This window comes from Klebsiella sp. CN_Kp066, assembly GCF_040065135.1.
GTDB lineage: Bacteria > Pseudomonadota > Gammaproteobacteria > Enterobacterales > Enterobacteriaceae > Klebsiella > Klebsiella oxytoca.
In genome coordinates, this window is sequence record NZ_JBEAIU010000060.1 from 1 (window position 1) to 19,933 (window position 19,933).

16 protein-coding genes are annotated in these 19,933 nt (G+C 54.3%); 11 read left to right on the forward strand and 5 right to left on the reverse strand.

Annotation, left to right across the window (positions count from 1 at the left end; translation table 11 throughout):
• Positions 1–223: 223 nt before the first annotated feature.
• A complete protein-coding gene (locus ABLV75_RS26270; protein WP_004106210.1) occupies positions 224–925 on the forward strand; it encodes a hypothetical protein in 702 nt (233 codons plus the stop codon).
• A gap of 26 nt (positions 926–951) precedes the next feature.
• On the opposite strand, the gene degS is transcribed toward ABLV75_RS26270, so the two are convergent.
• The 3 genes from degS to zapG form a co-directional block, all read right to left on the reverse strand.
• Positions 952–2,013, reverse strand: coding sequence for an outer membrane-stress sensor serine endopeptidase DegS (gene degS / locus ABLV75_RS26275; RefSeq protein ID WP_026056039.1), 1,062 nt, complete (start codon positions 2,011–2,013; stop codon positions 952–954).
• A gap of 86 nt (positions 2,014–2,099) precedes the next feature.
• Positions 2,100–3,467 (reverse strand): serine endoprotease DegQ, encoded by a 1,368-nt coding sequence (gene degQ / locus ABLV75_RS26280; protein WP_004106206.1) that lies wholly within the window; start codon positions 3,465–3,467, stop codon positions 2,100–2,102.
• A 172-nt stretch (positions 3,468–3,639) separates the two neighbouring features.
• Positions 3,640–4,038, reverse strand: coding sequence for a Z-ring associated protein ZapG (gene zapG / locus ABLV75_RS26285; protein WP_004106204.1), 399 nt, complete (start codon positions 4,036–4,038; stop codon positions 3,640–3,642).
• 190 nt (positions 4,039–4,228) lie between these two features.
• Here zapG and zapE point away from each other — a divergent pair, with 190 nt between their 5' ends.
• The 10 genes from zapE (at position 4,229) to ABLV75_RS26335 (ending at position 13,634) form a co-directional block, all read left to right on the forward strand.
• Positions 4,229–5,362, forward strand: a complete 1,134-nt coding sequence (gene zapE, locus ABLV75_RS26290) for a cell division protein ZapE (protein WP_004106202.1) — start codon at positions 4,229–4,231, stop codon at positions 5,360–5,362.
• 219 nt (positions 5,363–5,581) lie between these two features.
• Complete coding sequence (gene rplM, locus ABLV75_RS26295) at positions 5,582–6,010, forward strand: 50S ribosomal protein L13 (protein WP_004106200.1); 429 nt, start codon at positions 5,582–5,584, stop codon at positions 6,008–6,010.
• Positions 6,011–6,025: 15 nt separating this feature from the next.
• Positions 6,026–6,418, forward strand: a complete 393-nt coding sequence (gene rpsI, locus ABLV75_RS26300) for a 30S ribosomal protein S9 (protein WP_000829815.1) — start codon at positions 6,026–6,028, stop codon at positions 6,416–6,418.
• A 311-nt stretch (positions 6,419–6,729) separates the two neighbouring features.
• Positions 6,730–7,368 carry a stringent starvation protein SspA gene (sspA, locus tag ABLV75_RS26305; protein WP_004106197.1) on the forward strand — a complete coding sequence of 213 codons (639 nt, stop codon included), beginning with the start codon at positions 6,730–6,732 and terminating at the stop codon, positions 7,366–7,368.
• A 3-nt stretch (positions 7,369–7,371) separates the two neighbouring features.
• Positions 7,372–7,860, forward strand: coding sequence for a ClpXP protease specificity-enhancing factor (gene sspB / locus ABLV75_RS26310; protein ID WP_024274762.1), 489 nt, complete (start codon positions 7,372–7,374; stop codon positions 7,858–7,860).
• A gap of 658 nt (positions 7,861–8,518) precedes the next feature.
• Positions 8,519–9,235, forward strand: a complete 717-nt coding sequence (locus ABLV75_RS26315; protein ID WP_004106194.1) for a DUF1120 domain-containing protein — start codon at positions 8,519–8,521, stop codon at positions 9,233–9,235.
• 102 nt (positions 9,236–9,337) lie between these two features.
• On the forward strand, positions 9,338–10,015 hold the full coding sequence (locus ABLV75_RS26320) for a fimbria/pilus chaperone family protein (RefSeq protein WP_004106192.1): 678 nt from the start codon (positions 9,338–9,340) through the stop codon (positions 10,013–10,015).
• Positions 10,016–10,036: 21 nt separating this feature from the next.
• Positions 10,037–12,415 carry a fimbrial biogenesis usher protein gene (locus tag ABLV75_RS26325; RefSeq protein ID WP_004106190.1) on the forward strand — a complete coding sequence of 793 codons (2,379 nt, stop codon included), beginning with the start codon at positions 10,037–10,039 and terminating at the stop codon, positions 12,413–12,415.
• Positions 12,412–12,942 (forward strand): hypothetical protein, encoded by a 531-nt coding sequence (locus ABLV75_RS26330; RefSeq protein WP_004106188.1) that lies wholly within the window; start codon positions 12,412–12,414, stop codon positions 12,940–12,942. Before ABLV75_RS26325 ends, ABLV75_RS26330 begins: the two co-directional genes overlap by 4 nt.
• A complete protein-coding gene (locus ABLV75_RS26335) occupies positions 12,939–13,634 on the forward strand; it encodes a DUF1120 domain-containing protein (protein WP_004106186.1) in 696 nt (231 codons plus the stop codon). Before ABLV75_RS26330 ends, ABLV75_RS26335 begins: the two co-directional genes overlap by 4 nt.
• Before the next feature lie 42 nt (positions 13,635–13,676).
• Here ABLV75_RS26335 and gltD read toward each other — a convergent pair whose 3' ends face one another.
• On the reverse strand, positions 13,677–15,095 hold the full coding sequence (gene gltD, locus ABLV75_RS26340) for a glutamate synthase subunit GltD (protein ID WP_004106184.1): 1,419 nt from the start codon (positions 15,093–15,095) through the stop codon (positions 13,677–13,679).
• A 9-nt stretch (positions 15,096–15,104) separates the two neighbouring features.
• Positions 15,105–19,565: a glutamate synthase large subunit gene (gltB, locus tag ABLV75_RS26345; RefSeq protein ID WP_004106181.1), complete on the reverse strand. Its 4,461-nt coding sequence runs from the start codon at positions 19,563–19,565 to the stop codon at positions 15,105–15,107.
• Between the last annotated feature and the right edge of the window lie 368 nt (positions 19,566–19,933).

The window sequence follows — 19,933 nt, forward strand, 5'->3', positions numbered from 1 at the left end:
GATGTGAATCGTTACCTTTCCCCGGATTGCGCCGTAAACGGCTTATCCGGGCTACTGTATCGCAGACGGCTGTAAACCCGTAGCCCGGGGTAAGGCGTCAGCCGCAACCCGGGGATTCTCCCGGAGGCGGCGCTTAACGCGCCTTGTCCGGGCTACCAGACTGCACGGACCCGTAGCCCGGTCAGCGCAGCGCCACCGGGAGATTTCCTATAAGGAGGCTTTGATGAATGAAACCATAACATTACGCCCCGAAAGCAGGGCATCGACAAAAGATGTCATTATCGATTACACGCTGGCATCAGTAGATGAAGTTGAACAACTGCAGCCCGCGCTTAACCTGTTAGCGCACCCATCAGTTGCCCGCGGAGGCCATGATTTTTTTGTCCATTGCTATGAGGCGGGTACGCAAAATAAAGCAGCTGAAACAGAACCGGCGCTACCTGATACGGTATTTCGGGACTCCACGCCGTGGATGCAAAGAAGTGGGCTGCTGTGTGCCGCAGCGGGTCATCTGGATGCACTGGGAAAGACGCTGACGCACAATCGTCTGTGCGACCTGGCCGGCCAGTATTGTGCCGGCGCGGCGGATGCCGATGCTGAAACCCGCAGCGGATTTTATACCGTGCGCAGCATATCGCTGCCGGTTTACCGGCGACTGCTGCGGGACAATCATCCTCATGGCGTCTGCCTGCAGCAGTCGCTGCTGCATCTGCTGGCCTGGAAGAGCGAATCACCCTGGGCGCGGCAGCAGGCTCAACGGTTGCTCTGGCAGGGCGGCGTACTGGGTGATAACGGCGAATTTGCGCTGATGACGCTCGATGACGAGCTGCGGGAGCGGCAGTTTGCCTGGCCGGGGCTGTGGTCGCTGCTGGCCGTCACCGGGTTTCTGGCGAAATTCCCGGCCGGGCCGATTTTTGCTGATTAAATAGCGCTCCCCGTTTGGGGAGCCTGTTAGTTAGTCGCAGGATATTCCTGTACGGCGATATGCAGCGTAATTTTTTTATCGTCACGCATAATCACCACCGGAATTTCCGAGCCCGGACGGATCTCTGCGACCTGATCCATGGTTTCCAGGGCGGAAACGGCGGGTTTATCGTTAACCGAAATAATCACGTCATTGGCGCGGATCCCTGCCTGGGCTGCCGGGCCTTCCGGCGCCACATCATTGACTACAATCCCCTGCAATTGATCGATACCGCCGCCGCTCTGCGCGTGCAGCGGCGCAATTTCGCGGCCGCTGATCCCAATGTAGCCACGAATCACGCGGCCATCGCGGATCAGCTTATCCATAATCTTGGTCGCCAGCTGGAAAGGAATCGCAAAGCCGATGCCCTCCGGCGTTTCGCCATCGTTGCTTTTATCAAATGACAGGGTATTGATACCCATAAGCTCGCCCAGCGAGTTCACCAGCGCACCGCCGGAGTTACCGTGGTTGATTGACGCATCGGTCTGCAGGAAGTTCTGGCGCCCGGTGGGGTTCAGACCGATACGCCCGGTGGCGCTGATAATGCCCTGGGTAATGGTTTGCCCGAGGTTGTAAGGGTTGCCAATCGCCAGCACGACGTCACCGATATGCGGCACGCGTTTCGGGTTAATCGGAATAACCGGCAGACCGCCGCTGGCGTTGATTTTTAATACCGCCAGATCGGTGAGGGTATCTGAGCCGACCAGCAGCGCTTCAAAGACCCGGCCATCCTGCAGGGCAACAATAATCTGATCGGCATCGTTGATGACGTGCTTGTTGGTCAGAATATAGCCGCGCTGGTCCATGATCACGCCGGAGCCGAGCGTTAACTGATTATGACTGGTGCTGTTAAGGGCGCGGTTATAGACATTGACGACCGCAGGGGCCGCGCGACGGACGGCGGAATTATAGCTGGCGGGGGATTCATCCGCGCTATCGTATTGCGTGGTCGGCGAAAGCTGCCACTGGCGCAGGGAAGGCATGACGGCCAGCAGCAAACCGCCGACGATCAAACCGATAAGTATCGAACGTAAAAGCTTTCCAGGCATGATGCAGATATCGTTGATGGATAGACAGGCGAAGCATAACACGACTTGTCCGGACATCGCACTGCACGCGATGTCCGGAAGGCGAGTTAGCGCAGCAGTAGATAGATGCTTTCGCTGCCGCGAACGACGTTCAGTGCAATGACCGTCGGTTTGCTTTCGAGTACTTTTCGCAGTTCGGCAATCGAGCGCACGCGTTCGCGATTGAGGCCAATAATGATATCGTCCTTATGCAGGCCGGCCTGCGCGGCAGGGCTGCCTTTATCGACGTTATCAATGATGACGCCTTTGGTCCCATCCTTCATCTGACCGTCGCTTAACGATGCGCCCTGTAGCGCAGGAGCGATAAGCTCTGCGCTGGCGGAAGACGAGGTGCTCTTGTCCAGCGTGACCTCCACTTCAACGGGTTTCCCTTCGCGCAATAGTCCTAATTTCACCTTAGTTCCCGGCTCGGTCGTGGCGATGCGTGAACGCAGTTCGGCGAAGCTGTTGAGCGGTTTGCCGTTCAGGCTGACGATAACGTCGCCAGATTTAACGCCCGCTTTAGCCGACCCCGAGTTTGGCAGGACTTCGCTAACGAATGCGCCGCGCTGGACGTCAAGATTCATCGCTTTGGCGATATCCGCGCTCATTTCCATTCCTTTAATACCCAACAGGCCGCGTTTGATTTCGCCAAACTGGATAAGCTGCTGAGAGAGGATTTTTGCCATATTGCTGGGAATGGCGAAACCAATGCCGACGCTGCCGCCGCCCGGGGCCAGAATGGCGGTGTTGATGCCAATCAGCTCGCCGTTGAGGTTCAGCAGCGCGCCGCCGGAGTTGCCGCGGTTAATCGAAGCATCGGTCTGGATAAAGTTTTCCAGCCCCTCAAGGTTCAGGCCGCTGCGGCCAAGGGCGGAAACAATCCCGGATGTGGCGGTCTGACCCAGGCCAAACGGGTTACCGACGGCGACGGCGAAGTCGCCAACCCGCAGCTTGTCCGAGTCGGCGATAGCGATTTGCGTCAAATTACTGGGCTTGAGGATCTGCAGCAGTGCAATATCGCTCTGCTCGTCGCTGCCGACCAGTTTGGCATCGAACTCACGCCCGTCGTTGAGCTGGACGCTGATCTTCTGGGCCTGATTAATGACGTGATTATTGGTCAGCACGTAGCCTTTTGCGGCATCAATGATGACCCCGGAACCCAGTCCTTCAAAAGGCTGCGCCTGCTCTTGCGGCGCGTTGTCGCCAAAATATTTCTTCAACTCTTCCGGCATATCCTGCGCGGGTGACGCGGTACCCTCAACCTGTACGCTCACCACCGCCGGCAACACTTTTTCCAGCATTGGCGCGAGGCTTGGCAGCGCGCCCTGGCCCGGAACTTGTGTCGGTAAAGACGCTGCTGCCGGAGGTAAGGCTGACAACGACAACCCAATGCTTAACGCTAACGCACTCAACAGCAAAGTTGGTTTATTCATTAGTTGCTGGCTCTCGTAACCTGAGGTGTATGGGAAACGTCCCGAATGGCCCGATGTTATTGAATTTTCGACCCGGTAACAACGTGGGCAATAGTTAAATTGTAGCTGGGATGAGAGGTTGAAACGGGCGCAGAGGGTGCGCCCGGAAAATATTTTTACTGGCGTTGCCGAATCAATCGCGCTTTACGCCGCCGCGCAGCAGACCGGATGCGCCTTCAGAATAGTCGCGCGGCATCTGGACCGGAGCCTGATCGTTGCCCGCTTCGGACTCTTCCAGACGATTGCGGAACGGATTAGCGTCCGCCATGGTGTCCGGCAGGAGGTTGCTGGAGCTTTTCGCCATATGCTGATACAGCTGGCGGTAATCATGCGCCATGTTATCCAGAAGCTCGGCGCTCTGGGCAAAATGGCTCACCAGCTCTTCGCGGTACTCCTCCAGCTCTGCTTTATTCTTTTCCAGTTCAAACTGCAGCGCCTGCTGTTGGCGTAATTTACGATTGCCAAAACGCATCGCGACGGCACCGATAATGATGCCGACAACTAGCCCAATTAGCGCGTATTCCCAGGTCATGAACATCTCCCGTTGTTTTGTGGTTCCGTAGGGTGGCTATGAGGCTCTCCGCCTGCGCCCGATAGTGCCACTATAACCGCTAATTCCACAGAAGTGGAATCCTGGCGTATCATCACGTAGTGTAGAGCAGCCTTTTTTTCGTCAATCGTGAGCTACGGCATTACGGTTTTCAAGGAATAACAATTAGATCATGCAAAGCCTGTCCCCAACATCACGTTACCTTTCCGCTCTCAAAGAGGGAAGCCATCAACCTGACGACGTTCAGCGAGAAGCGGTCAGCCGCCTCGATACGATTTATCAAGAATTGCAGAATAAACCTTCGGTAGCGCCGCAAACCGGCGGCGGTCTGCGGGCGAAATTCGGCAAGCTGCTGGGCAAGCGTGAACCCGCTGTCGAAACGGCCGCAGTTCGCGGTCTCTATATGTGGGGGGGAGTCGGCAGAGGAAAAACCTGGCTGATGGATCTGTTCTTTCAAAGTCTGCCGGGAGAACGTAAACAACGTCTGCATTTTCATCGCTTTATGCTGCGGGTACATGAAGAGTTAACCACGCTGCAGGGGCACAGCGATCCGCTGGAAATCGTTGCGGACCGTTTTAAAGCTGAAACCGATGTGCTCTGCTTTGATGAGTTTTTTGTCTCTGACATTACCGATGCGATGCTGCTGGGCGGTCTGATGAAAGCGCTGTTTGCCCGCGGGATAACCCTGGTGGCGACGTCGAATATTCCTCCTGACGAACTGTACCGTAACGGTCTGCAGCGCGCCCGCTTCCTTCCTGCGATCGACGCGATTAAGCAGCACTGCGATGTGATGAATGTCGACGCCGGCATCGATTATCGTCTGCGCACGCTGACCCAGGCGCACCTGTGGCTGTCGCCGCTGAACGCTGAGACCCGGCAGCAGATGGACAAACTGTGGCTGGCGCTGGCGGGCGCAAAGCGCGAGCAGATGCCAACGCTGGAGATAAACCACCGCCCGCTGCCGACGTTAGGCGTTGAGAACCAGACGCTGGCGGCTTCCTTTGCGACGCTGTGCGTGGATGCGCGTAGCCAGCACGACTATATTGCGCTTTCGCGTCTGTTTCATACCGTCATGCTCTTTGATGTGCCGGTGATGACCGGGCTGATGGAGAGCGAGGCGCGGCGCTTTATCGCCCTCGTCGATGAATTCTACGAACGCCACGTCAAACTGGTGGTCAGTGCGGCGGTTCCGCTGTATGAGATCTATCAGGGCGAGAGATTAAAATTCGAGTTCCAGCGCTGTTTATCGCGCCTGCAGGAGATGCAGAGCGAGGAGTATCTGAAGCGAGAACACCTGGCGGGGTAAAACCGGGTACAAATCACATAAAGGGGTCGATCTTTGACCCCGACTTCTCTATAATCTTGCGACCCCACGTTACGAGAAGGTTTTTTTCCCAAAACTTTCTATGTGCCGGCATAGGCTATTCGAAGGGGTAGGTTTGCTGGACAATGTCGTGTGAACCTCAACTGACTAAACGTTTGGGTGTTCACCAACGTGTAACTTATTTATTTGGGTAAGCTTTTAATGAAAACTTTTACAGCTAAACCAGAAACCGTAAAACGCGACTGGTATGTTGTTGACGCGACCGGTAAAACTCTGGGCCGTCTGGCTTCCGAACTGGCTCTGCGCCTGCGCGGTAAGCACAAAGCGGAATACACTCCGCACGTTGATACCGGTGACTACATCATCGTTCTGAACGCAGAAAAAGTTGCTGTAACCGGCAACAAGCGCGAAGACAAAATGTACTATCACCACACCGGCCACATCGGTGGTATCAAAGAAGCGACCTTTGAAGAGATGATTGCCCGCCGTCCTGAGCGTGTGATTGAAATCGCGGTTAAAGGCATGCTGCCAAAAGGCCCGCTGGGTCGTGCTATGTACCGTAAGCTGAAAGTTTACGCGGGTAACGAGCACAACCACGCGGCACAGCAACCGCAAGTTCTTGACATCTAATCGGGATTATAGGCAATGGCTGAAAATCAATACTACGGCACCGGTCGCCGCAAAAGTTCCGCAGCTCGCGTTTTCATCAAACCGGGCAACGGTAAAATCGTTATCAACCAGCGTTCTCTGGAACAGTACTTCGGTCGTGAAACTGCCCGCATGGTAGTTCGTCAGCCGCTGGAACTGGTCGACATGGTTGAGAAATTAGATCTGTACATCACCGTTAAAGGTGGTGGTATCTCTGGTCAGGCTGGTGCGATCCGTCACGGTATCACCCGCGCTCTGATGGAGTACGATGAGTCCCTGCGTGGCGAACTGCGTAAAGCTGGTTTCGTTACTCGTGATGCTCGTCAGGTTGAACGTAAGAAAGTCGGCCTGCGTAAAGCACGTCGTCGTCCGCAGTTCTCCAAACGTTAATTGTCCTCTGCTTATGCAGAACAATTTGCGAAAAAACCCGCTTCGGCGGGTTTTTTTATGGATAAATTTGCCATTTTCACTCTACAAACGCCCCATTATTACCACTTTTTCAGCATTTCCAGAATACCCTCACCACAACGTCTTCAAAATCTGGTAAACTATCATCCAATTTTCTGCCCAAATGCAGGTGATTGTTCATTTTTTGTTTGGATGATAAGCAAAAGTGATATCACGCAAATGGGGTTTTTACATCTGGCTGGCCATCCGTGGTCGGCAGCAGTACAAAATTCTGAATATACCTGGAGGTTTTCATGGCTGTCGCTGCCAACAAACGTTCGGTAATGACGCTGTTTTCTGGTCCTACTGACATCTATAGCCATCAGGTCCGCATCGTGCTGGCCGAAAAAGGTGTTAGTTTTGAGATAGAGCACGTGGAGAAGGATAACCCGCCTCAGGATCTGATTGACCTCAACCCGAATCAAAGCGTGCCGACGCTTGTGGATCGTGAGCTCACTCTGTGGGAATCTCGCATCATTATGGAATACCTGGATGAGCGTTTCCCGCATCCGCCGCTGATGCCGGTTTATCCGGTGGCCCGTGGGGAAAGCCGTCTTTACATGCAGCGTATCGAAAAAGACTGGTATTCTCTGATGAATACTATTCAGACCGGTACCGCTTCGCAGGCCGATACTGCACGTAAGCAGCTGCGTGAAGAGTTGCAGGCCATTGCGCCGGTCTTCACCCAGAAGCCCTACTTCCTGAGCGATGAGTTTAGCCTGGTGGACTGCTACCTGGCTCCGCTGCTGTGGCGCCTGCCGGTTCTTGGCGTCGAGCTGGTTGGTGCTGGCGCGAAAGAGCTTAAAGGCTATATGACTCGCGTATTTGAGCGCGACTCCTTCCTCGCTTCTTTAACTGAAGCCGAGCGTGAAATGCGCCTCGGTCGGGGCTAAATGATGGATGTATCACAGCTGACGCCTCGTCGCCCGTACCTGCTGCGGGCGTTCTATGAGTGGCTGCTGGATAACCAGCTGACTCCGCATCTGGTCGTTGACGTGACTCTGCCGGGCGTACTTGTGCCGATGGAGTATGCGCGTGATGGGCAAATTGTTCTCAATATTGCTCCGCGTGCTGTCGGTAACCTGGAGCTGGCGAACGACGAAGTGCGTTTTAACGCGCGTTTCGGCGGCGTGCCGCGCAATGTCTCCGTGCCGATGGCTGCCGTACTGGCGGTTTACGCGCGTGAGAACGGTGCGGGGACCATGTTCGAACCAGAAGCCGCTTACGATGAAGATGTCACCAGCCTGAACGATGAAGAAGAGCTGCCTGACAGCGAAACGGTCATGTCGGTGATCGATGGCGATAAGCCAGATAATCACGACGACGATCCGGATGATACGCCGCCGCCCCGTGGCGGACGTCCGGCGCTACGCGTTGTGAAGTGATATCAATAACAGGCCCTGCGGGGCCTGATTCATATATGAATTCATATGTGAATCAGACAGCATCCCCTATTCCAAGCGAAGCATGCCATAGCTATGCTTCGCTTTTTTTCATTTTATAACTTTACTGCTGGCGTCGAGCCACTTCTCCGTCAGGACAAAGTGTGTTTCTGCTGTGGGCTGGGTCTGCACAGATTATTTTGCTGTGCCCTATGGTCATCCAGCACAGGAGATAGGGTATATTAGATGAAATGGGAGTGTGAATTCATATTTTTCTGGGTTTATTTGTTGTAACTTTAATTAAGGTGTTTCTATGATGAATATGTGTTCTTATTTTACTATTGATGCCGTTTATTTATAAAGAGCAGATTAATTAACTGACCCGTGTTTTATTTAACTTACCTGCAATTCATTTACTATCTTCTTGTAATTGTTGAAGGTTTTTACTTTTTAAAATTTGCGATTATTTTTCTTGAGATTAGTCGTTCAATTAAGTAGATTAGCCGGCGGTGAGAGGAGTCTCTTTCATCATTACTTCCAGTGACTAATTCTTTTCTCAATAATTATTGAGGGGATGATTAGTGGCAATGATTTAATTGGATAAAGGATGTGCCGATATTTTTATTGATATCGGTCGTACGATACATTAAGGAAAATTGATATGTTCTCTAAAAAGTCGCTTTCTGCGCTATGCGTTTGCGCTGCTATTGTTTCTGCTGCGGGCGTTAATGCTGCTACGGATACTACTCTCACCGTTAAAGGAACCTTTGTTCCGGCTGCGTGCACCCCGGAGCTGAGCAACAGTGGTGTTGTTGATTACGGCTCTATGAACAACTCGGTTCTCGAAAAGCCGGTCAGCGGTAGCACCCTGGTTCAGTTGGGCAAAAAATCCATTACATTAACGGTTAGCTGCGATGCGGCGACCAGCGTGGGCATCGTGGCGAAGGATAACCGTGCCAGTTCTAAAGTTGAGATTTCAAGCTCGGCGTATATTGCTGACTATATCCCGGGGCAAAATATGACAACGGAATCTGCGGCGTTTGGCCTCGGTACCGTTAATGACATGAAGATCGGTGCTTATTCCGTTACGGCAATGAAGGATGGATTAACTGCTGATGGCGCGGCAGTGGATATGATCGTGAAAAATAGAGGCGGGGCAAATAGCTCGTGGGAGAATGCAAATAGCGGTGCTTTATATTACTCCGACGCTACCCGTATCGTTACCGTTGCTGAAACCGGCAAAACCACCCCAATGCTGTTTAAAGATTTAGTGATGCCGCTGGATATCGTTTCCGCCGTTCAGAACAATGGTGTACTGGGTGCCGGAACGCAAATTGAGCTGGATGGTAATGCCACGCTGAGTCTTGTTTATCTCTAATATTTATATGCTGTCCTTCTGAAATTCGGCCCAATAAATATTTTTATAAAATTTATTGGGCCTGTTAATAAGCTCTATCTCATTTTAATACACACCACTAATATGAAAAAAACGCTGCTGTTGTCGATATTGATATTGACGACCCGGGCCAATGCCAGCGGCATGGTGCCTGAGACGTCGGTTTTACTCGTTGATGAGCAAAAAGGTGAGGTGTCGATGAACCTCACCAATTCCGATTCGCATCCATCTCTGCTTTATACCAAAGTGGTTGATTTAGACGATAGCGATAAATCTATCCGCTTAATTGTCACGCAGCCGGTAGTACGCGTAGAGCAAGGGGACACGCAAAAGATCCGCTTTATATTGCAAACGTCTAAACCGCTACAACAGGAAGAGTTTAAACGGGTCACCTTTGAAGGAATACCGCCGAAGGAAAAGGGAAAACTGAAAACAACGGTCACTATTCGTCAGGATTTACCGGTCATTATCCATCCGGCTGGCCTGGCGGAGGAGCCCGCGCCGTGGAAACATCTGGTCTGGCGCAAAAAGGGGGGCCAGCTGGAAATCAGTAATCCGAGCGACTATGTCGTCAGGATGACATCCATGTTTAATACTTTGCCTTCAGGTTCTCCCGGCGAGTTAGCGAAAACGTATCTCCTGCCGCACACCAGCGTCAGCGTAAAATTACCTGCTAAAGCGGGAGCGGATACGAAAGTCGAGTTTTTCCCGGCAAGCCGCTATGGATATAAAGGAGATCGCTACATCACCTCGTTGCAGTGACCATGTTCAAGGATGAACGGAATGCTCAGGAAAAAGCTGTTGGCCTGTCTTATCGGGTTGGGAAGCGCTCAACTGGCGGTAGCTGAAGAGGCCAAAAAGAGCGCGATAGAATTTGATAGTGAAACCTTAACGTCTTTGGGCATCGATCCGCAAATTGCGCATTATTTCTCCTCAGAAGCCAAATTCCTGCCGGGGGCGAGCTCGGTTATGCTGGGCGTTAACGGTAAGGATAAGGGAAATATCGTCGCCCACTTTGATGATGACGGCCAGCTGTGTTTCGATAAAGCGTTTATGCAACAGGCCGGTATTCGCCAATCCGTGGTCGATAGCGAGGGCTGCTATGACTATTTACAGGCCCATCCTGAAACGATCCTGAAAGCGTCGCCCGGAAAAGGGCGAATCGATCTGATATTACCGCAGGAGCAGTTAGTCCACCAAAGTACCGACCTCAGCGGATACGACACGAGCGGTACGGCTGGGGTGCTGAATTATACCTTTTTCGCTTCGCGCAACGATTATAGCGGCGGTCATTCCGAGTATTCGCAGCTGATGCTGGACGGCGGTCTAAACGTGAATACCTGGCTGCTGCGTAGCCATCAGCTATTAAGCCGTGCGAATAATCAGTTTACCAGCGAAAATTCGCAGACCTACCTACAGCGCACCTTTACGCAGATAAAAAGCACCGTCAAGGCGGGTGAAATAGGCATGAATAACCCTTTGCTCGACGGCACCGAGCTATACGGTATCTCCTTGATGCCGGAGAGCGCCCTTAACGATGCCGGGAGCGGCGTGCTGGTAACCGGGATCGCCAGTACCCCGCAGGCGCGGGTTGAGATCCGCCAGCAAGGGATCATGGTGTATTCCACTTTAGTGCCTGCCGGCCCCTTTACCTTAACGGATATTCCCCTGCGCAACGTCACCAGCGATCTGACGGTCACCGTTATTGAGACCGATGGCAGCCAGCATAGCCAGGTGGTTCCCGCCTCATTGTATCGCTCCGGGCTGGGGCCTGCGGGCGGATATCAATTTTCATTAGGCCGGGTGAGCGATGCATATAGCCAGCAGCCCTGGGTAGCCAGCCTGGCTGGCGGCTGGAAGCTGAACGCCAGGCATAATTTAACTAGCGGCGCGATCGTTGCCCAGAGCTACCAGGCCTTAGGAATACGCGTTGACTCAGTACTGCCGCAGGAAATTTCGCTTTCTCTTCAGATTAACCAGGCGTTCGATCGCGATAATGCGCAGCAGGGCCAGAAGTACACTCTATCGACCTCCTGTGCAACACAGTCCGGTTTTGGGCTGAATGCTTCGTTGAGCAAATATTCTGAAAAGTATCGTGAGTTTTCTCAGGCCATTGATAAGAGTTTTAGCGCCACCAATAAAATGGAGTACTCATTGGGTGCGAGCTGGGGACACCCTGTTATAGGTACGATGAGCGCCAGCTTCTATGATGTAACAGGGTTCGATAGCCAAAATAATTCTCGCTACGCGACGCTTAACTGGGGAAAGAGTTTTAGCGCATTTTCCGTATCGGCAAGCTGGCAGCGCCAGCTCAGCGGCGGGAGTATCGAACAAAGCAATGATAATATTTTTTACCTGAACCTGAATATTCCCTTCCAGCAGCATTCGGTCAACGCTTACGCGCGCAGTGAAAAAGGGCGGAAGAGATACGGTACTTCGGTAACGGGCACTATCAGCGATGACACCACTTATACCCTCGGCGCCGAACGTGACCAGACCGAGAGTCGGAACAGCTTCAGCGGCGGGATAAATCAGAATCTGCATTACACGCAGCTAAGCATGAATGCGAGTACCAACGGTTCGCAGAGCCATAGCTATTCCGGAACGCTGCGCGGGGGAATGGCCGCCCACCGCCATGGTGTGACTTTTACACCGTGGGCGATTCGCGACACCTTTGCCATTGCCAGCCTGGATAAGCCGGTTTCCGGAGTGCGCATCGAGACATCGCAGGGGCCGGTGTGGACTGACTTCAGCGGTCAGGCAGTCATTCCTTCCGTTTCGGCCTGGCGAGAGGCAGCCGTTGAAATCAACACCGCGACTTTGCCAAAGAACATGGATATTGGCAATGGGCTCAGAATGCTCAAGCAAGGCCGAGGGGCCGTAGGCAAAATCCGCTTTTCTACCATCACGGAGCGCCGGGTGCTGCTGGATGTCACGATGGGGAACGGTGATCCGCTGCCGAAGGGGGTTGCCGTAACGGATTCAGCGGGCAATTACTTAACGACTTCCGTCGATGACGGCGTGCTTTTTTTGAACAACCTCACAGGGAGACAAACATTGGTGGCGAAACTGGAAAAGGGAAGTTGCCGCATCTCGCTAACGCTGCCTGAAGCGCCAGACGCAGATGCGTTCTATGAAAATGCCAGCGGGGTATGTCAATGATTCGTCTATGGCTGGGCCTTAGCCTGCTGGCATTTTCCGGCGCCCTTCTGGCCGAATGCGAATTAAATAGCACGCAGCGTTCGGTTGACTATCTGCCCGTTCGCCCGGCAGAACGTCAGCAGGCGGGAGATAAGCCTGTGGTACTGCCGGAAAAGCAGTTCGTCCTGCATGTACATTGTGATAAGCCACAACGTATTCGGCTTTTCTTCGGTAGCGCCTATGCGCAAAACGGCAGGTTCGCACTTGGCAATCGTGGGGAAATGAATATTACCGCCGGGCAAGCGGTGGCTGACGATCGCGACGTGATGCTGGTCCCTGTACGGAGCGCCGGGGCGCCGATTACCGCTGAAGCAGCAAAGCGATCCCGCATTGTGCTCAATCAAGGGATCGCCTTTGTACAGGGAGAAGAGATTGAAGCCAGTCAGCTCTCTGTGGTTCTGAACGTGGCTTCAATGATGGAGAGCCAGGCGATTACGGATCGCGTAACGTATCGTGGGAATCTGCAGATCAGGGTGGTAACTCCATGAGGTACGCCTTTGTTTTATTCGCGCTTTTACTCAGTCCGATCCTTCACGCCGGCGACAACCTTAGTATTGATTTTACCGTGACCGCAGAAGCGGCGGCGTGCACGCCAACGCTGAGCCATAACGGCATCGTAGATTTCGGTGAACGGCATGTCGGGTCGCTATCAACGTCCGCATTTACCCAGCTAGGCGTGCGGGATATTACCTTAACGGTTACCTGCGAATCCTCCACCGGGATCGCTATTACGGCAAGAGATGCGCGATCCAGTTCCGCTATCACGGGAAAAGATACACACGGCCATGAGGGAGTGCTTTTTCAGGTCAATGGCGGCGGATACATAAGCGACAAATCACGGCTTTTTGGTCTGGGTATGACGATGGAAAATAAACCTATTGGCAGCTATGCGATGCAAATCGATTCCGCCAATACCATCGCGGTTGATGATAAAAAAGTTGCCGTTGATATCGCCGGATCGGCCAGCAAGGAGGGACCGTGGGAAGTTTCCTCGCTTTTACCGCTCCCAACGGGACAGGACTATTTCTATACCTTTGTTAAAAAAGGCTCTTCGGTGCCGCAGCCAATCACGGCGGCAACGGTGCCTCTGCAGATAAGCGCATCGGTGGGAAGTAATCTCAGGAGCGGGCAAAAGGTGACGTTGGACGGCGAGGCGGTAATCAGTATTGTCTATCTCTGAATGAATAAGCTTGCGGGCTCCGGGGCCCGCAAGCTTTTTTCGTTACACTTCCAGGTAGTTCAGGATGCCGTCAGCCGCCTTACGGCCTTCGGCAATCGCGGTGACCACCAGGTCAGAGCCGCGAACGATATCGCCGCCGGCGAAGATTTTCGGGTTGCTGGTCTGGAAAGCATTGTCGCTGCCTTCCGGCGCAATCACGCGGCCCTGAGAATCGAGCTCAACGCTGTGCTTCGCCAGCCATTCCATGCTGTGCGGACGGAAACCAAACGCCATGACTACGGCATCTGCTGGCACCACATGTTCTGAGCCGGCAACGATTTCCGCGCGGCGGCGGCCTTTCGCATCCGGCTGGCCCATCTCCGTACGCGCCATCTTCACGCCGCAGACTTTACCGTTGGCATTCACTTCAATGCCCAGCGGCTGAACGTTGAACTGGAATTCCACGCCTTCTTCCCGCGCGTTTTTCACTTCGCGTTTCGAGCCCGGCATGTTCTCTTCATCACGGCGATAGGCGCAGATGACGTGAGTCGCGTTCTGGCGAATCGAGGTACGCACGCAGTCCATTGCGGTGTCGCCGCCGCCAAGAACCACGACGCGTTTGCCTTCCATGCTGACGTACGGCTCGTCCGCCGTTTCACCAAAGCCCATGATCTGCTTGGTATTGGCGATCAGGAAGGGCAGCGCATCAAAGACGCCGCTGGCGTCTTCGTTTTCCAGACCGCCGCGCATTGACTGATAGGTACCAACGCCGAGGAATACCGCATCGTACCCTTTCAGCAGATCGTCGAGCTGTACATCGCGACCCACCTCGGTATTGAGTTTGAACTCAATGCCCATACCGGTAAAGATCTCGCGACGACGGGTCATCACCTCTTTTTCCAGCTTAAAGGCTGGAATACCAAAGGTCAGGAGGCCGCCGATCTCCGGATGGCGATCGAAGACTACCGCCTTCACGCCGTTACGGGTCAATACGTCGGCGCACGCCAGACCTGCCGGACCCGCGCCGATAATGGCGACGGTTTTGCCGGTTTGTTTCACGCCGCTAAGGTCAGGACGCCAGCCCATTTCGAACGCTTTATCGTTGATATAGCGCTCAATGTTACCGATGGTTACCGCGCCGAACTCATCGTTCAGGGTGCAGGAACCTTCGCACAGGCGGTCCTGCGGGCAAACCCGTCCGCAGACTTCCGGTAGGGTATTGGTCTGATGCGACAGCTCAGCCGCTTCGAAAATACGTCCTTCATTAGCCAGCTTCAGCCAGTTCGGGATGTAGTTATGCACCGGGCATTTCCATTCGCAGTACGGGTTGCCGCAGGACAGGCAGCGATCTGCCTGTGCTTTAGCCTGGCCTTCTGAAAACGGCTCGTAAATTTCCACAAATTCAATTTTACGGATCTTCAGCGCTTTTTTAGGCGGATCAACTCGCTGTAAGTCGATAAATTGATAGACATTCTGACTCATCTTAACCCCTTACTGCGCCTGCACCCGCAGCTCAGCTGCGGAACGACTACGGTGACCCAACAGTGCTTTAACATCGCTGGACTTCGGTTTGACCAGCGCAAACTTCGCCGAGAAGGCCGGCCAGTTGGCCAGAATCTCTTCACCGCGCTGTGAACCGGTAAGCTGCACATGCTCGGTAATTAAACCGCGCAGGTGCTCTTCATGGATGGCCAGAGAGTCAACGTCCAGCACTTCTACCAGTTCAGAGTTCACGCGTTTACGGAAGTCGCCGTCTTCATCCAGTACGTAACCAAAGCCACCGGTCATGCCTGCGCCGAAGTTGACGCCGGTTTTGCCCAGCACGCAGACGATGCCGCCGGTCATATATTCACAGCCGTTGTCGCCGATACCTTCGACGACGGTGATAGCCCCGGAGTTACGCACTGCGAAACGCTCGCCCGCACGACCCGCAGCATACAGACGACCGCCGGTCGCGCCGTACAGACAGGTGTTGCCGATAATGCTGGCTTCATGGCTACGGAAGGCCGAGCCTACCGGAGGACGAATGGCGATCAGGCCGCCGGCCATCCCTTTACCCACGTAGTCGTTCGCGTCGCCGGTCAGATGCAGCTCAACGCCGCCGGCATTCCACACGCCGAAGCTCTGACCTGCGGTACCGCTGAAGTGGGCGGTAATAGGATCTGCTGCCAGGCCCTGGTCACCGTGGGTCTGGGCGATGTAGCCGGACAGCGAGGCTCCTACGGAACGGTCAGTATTGCGGATATCGAACCAGAACGTTTTGCTCTGCTTGCCGTCAACAAAGGGTTTTGCCTGCTGCAGCAGCTGCGCATTCAGGACGCCATTATCGAACGGCGGGTTGTTCTCCGTGCAGTACAGCGCTTTGCCCGGATGCGGCTCCGCGGTTTCCAGCAGCTTGCTCAGATCCAGCTTCTGCTGCTTGGCGGTAAAACCGTCCAGCTCTTTCAGCAGATCGGTACGGCCAATCAGATCCACCAGACGCTTCACGCCCAGCTGTGCCATCAGCTCGCGCGTTTCGCGGGCGATGAATTCAAAGTAATTGGTCACTTTAAACGGCAGACCGTGGTAGTGGTTCTTACGCAGTTTGTCATCCTGGGTTGCTACGCCGGTTGCGCAGTTGTTCAGGTGACAAATACGCAGATATTTACAGCCCAGCGCCACCATTGGTCCGGTCCCGAAGCCGAAGCTCTCAGCGCCGAGGATAGCCGCTTTGATGATATCGAGGCCGGTTTTCAGCCCACCGTCGACCTGCAGACGAATTTTATGGCGCAGCCCGTTGGCAACCAGCGCCTGCTGGGTTTCAACCAGTCCAAGCTCCCACGGACATCCCGCGTACTTCACTGACGATAGCGGGCTGGCGCCGGTGCCGCCGTCGTAGCCGGCAATGGTGATTAAATCCGCGTAAGCTTTTGCTACACCGGTGGCAATAGTCCCGACGCCCGGTTCAGAGACCAGCTTCACGGAGATCATCGCTTTCGGGTTGACCTGTTTCAGGTCGAAAATCAGCTGTGCCAGATCCTCGATCGAGTAGATATCGTGGTGCGGCGGCGGAGAAATTAACGTTACGCCAGGTACTGAATAGCGCAGTTTGGCGATATACGGAGTCACTTTATCGCCGGGTAACTGGCCGCCTTCGCCAGGCTTAGCGCCCTGGGCGACTTTAATCTGGATAACGTCGGCGTTGACCAGATAAGCCGGAGTCACGCCGAAGCGGCCGGAGGCGACCTGCTTAATGCGCGACACTTTATTGGTGCCGTAGCGCGCCGGGTCTTCGCCGCCTTCGCCGGAGTTGGAGTTGCCGCCGAGGCTGTTCATGGCTTCCGCCAGCGCTTCGTGCGCTTCCGGGCTCAGCGCGCCGATAGACATCGCCGCGGTATCGAAGCGTTTGAACAGTTCGCTCGCCGGTTCAACGTCGTCCAGGTTCACGGTGGTTCCGTCGGGGGTGACGGAAAGCAGGTCGCGCAGCGTTGCCGCCGGGCGCTCGTTAACCAGCTTCGCGTACTGCTGATAATCGCTGTACTCACCGCTTTGTACCGCTTGCTGCAGGGTGCGCACCACGTCCGGGTTGTAGGCGTGATATTCGCCACCGTGAACGTATTTCAGCAGACCGCCCTGATCCAGCGGTTTACGCGCCAGCCAGGCACGTTTCGACAGATTCAGCAGATCCTGCTGGAAATCATCGAAGCCCGCGCCGCCGATACGGCTGACAACGCCCTGGAAGCACAGATCGGAGACTTCGCGATGCAGGCCGACCGCTTCAAACAGCTTCGAGCAGCGATAGGATGCAATGGTCGAAATCCCCATCTTCGACATGATCTTATACAGACCTTTGTTGATGCCGTTACGATAGTTCAGCATCACCGCGCGGTACTCTTTGTCGATGGCTTTATTATCGACCAGCTTCGCCAGGGTTTCATAGGCGAGGTACGGATAGATAGCCGTCGCGCCGAAGCCGAGCAGCACGGCAAAGTGGTGCGGATCGCGGGCGCTGGCGGTTTCGACAATAATGTTGGCATCGCAGCGCAGGCTCTTATCGACCAGGCGGGTCTGGATCGCGCCTACCGCCATCGGTGCCGGTACCGGCAGACGATTTTTAGCGATGTTACGGTCTGAGAGCACCAGCAGAACGGTACCGTTACGCACCATCTGTTCGGCTTTATCGCACAGCGCCTTCACGGTTTCAGCCAGCGTGGTTTCGGCAGCATCAAAAGTGATATCCAGGACGTCGGCGCGATAGTGCTCCTCTTCCATGGTGGTCAGCTGTTTAAAATCCGAGTACAGCAGAATCGGCGATTTGAAGCTCAGGCGATGCGCCTGGCCTTCCGCTTCACAGAAGACGTTCATTTCACGGCCGATGCTGGTGGCCAGCGACATAACGTGCGCTTCGCGCAGCGGATCGATCGGCGGGTTAGTGACCTGCGCGAACTGCTGGCGGAAGTAATCGTAAATGATACGCGGCTGGCTGGAGAGCACGGCAAATGGGGTATCATCGCCCATCGAGCCGACCGCTTCCTGGCCATTTTCACCCAGTACGCGCAGGACGGAATCCAGCTCTTCGGCACTGTAGTTGAACTGTTTCTGATAGCTGGCGAGGGTATCATCGTCCAGCTGGCGGCTACCGACCTCTTCGTCCGGCAGTTCTTCGAACGGCACCAGACGACGGACGTTTTTCGCCATCCACTCTTTATACGGGTGACGGCTTTTCAGATCGTTGTCGGTTTCCGCGGAGTGCAGAATACGCCCCTCGCGGGTATCGATAACCATCAGTTCGCCTGGACCGACGCGGCCTTTTTCAACGACTTCATCCGGCTGATAATCCCAGATACCCACCTCGGATGCGCAGGTGATGAGCTTATCTTTGGTGATCACATAGCGTGCCGGACGCAGGCCATTACGGTCGAGGTTACAGGCGGCGAAGCGACCATCGGACATCACGATGCCCGCCGGGCCGTCCCACGGTTCCATATGCATGGAGTTAAAGTCAAAGAACGAGCGCAGCTCGGGATCCATATCCGGGTTATTTTGCCAGGCTGGCGGAACCAGCAGGCGCATTGCGCGAATGATGTCCATCCCGCCCGCCAGCAGCAGCTCCAGCATGTTATCCATAGAGCTGGAGTCAGAGCCGGTTTCGTTAACGAACGGCGCGGCGTCGTGGAGGTCAGGGATTAGCGGCGTCTGGAACTTATAGGTACGGGCGCGGGCCCACTGGCGGTTACCGGTAATGGTGTTGATTTCACCGTTGTGTGCCAGGTAACGGAACGGCTGAGCCAGCGGCCAGCGCGGCACGGTATTGGTGGAAAAGCGCTGGTGGAACAGACAGATGGCTGACTCCAGGCGCAGATCCGCGAGGTCCAGGTAGAAGCGCGGCAAATCCGCCGGCATACACAGACCTTTATAAATGTTGACCAGGTTCGACAGGCTGCAAACGTAAAAATCTTTATCTTCCTGCAGACGCTTTTCGATACGACGGCGCGCGATGAATAAGCGGCGCTCCATGTCGCGCGGGCGCCAGCCAGCCGGGGCGTTAACAAAGATTTGTTCTATACGTGGCAGCGAGGAGAGGGCGATTTCACCTAGTACGCCTTCATTGGTTGGCACATCGCGCCAGCCGACGATAGACAGCGTTTCGCGCTGAAGTTCTTCTTCGACGATGCGGCGCGCCGCGTTTGCCAGTTCAGGATCCTTATTAAGGAACAGCATCCCAACGGCGTAATTTTTGGCTAAACGCCAGCCGCGCTCTTCCGCAACAATTCGGAAGAAACGATCGGGTTTTTGTAGCAGCAAGCCACAACCGTCGCCGGTTTTTCCATCGGCAAGAATCGCGCCGCGGTGCTGCATTCGGGCCAGTGCGTGTATAGCGGTTCGCACTACCTTGTGGCTAGGTTCGCCTTCTATGTGGGCGATCAGGCCGAAACCACAGTTATCCCTCTCAAGGGATTTATCGTACAACATATCAGTGAACCTCCCCAGGCTCTACGGGACACCCTCCGATACCGATTGCGCACGGGCACAGAAAGAGCATGGCGACGGGGTTTACACCTCGCATTCGCCCTCTTTAAATCCTTTTCGCATCGGTACACAAGTTTGAGGACTTGCTGTTAAGAGGGAATCTCAATTACTGCATAAATATGATGAGCAGAGCGCTCATCCAGAAAGCTTCCAGCGGATTCCCAACTTATCGGGAATCCACACATACGTCAAATGGCAATCTTATTTATACAAAAATGTGCTATGCAACAGCTAATTAAATGATTTTTAAGAGAATAAATGCGTTTTAAATACTACTGAAACGCGCCAGGAGACAGAAACGAGTGTGATCT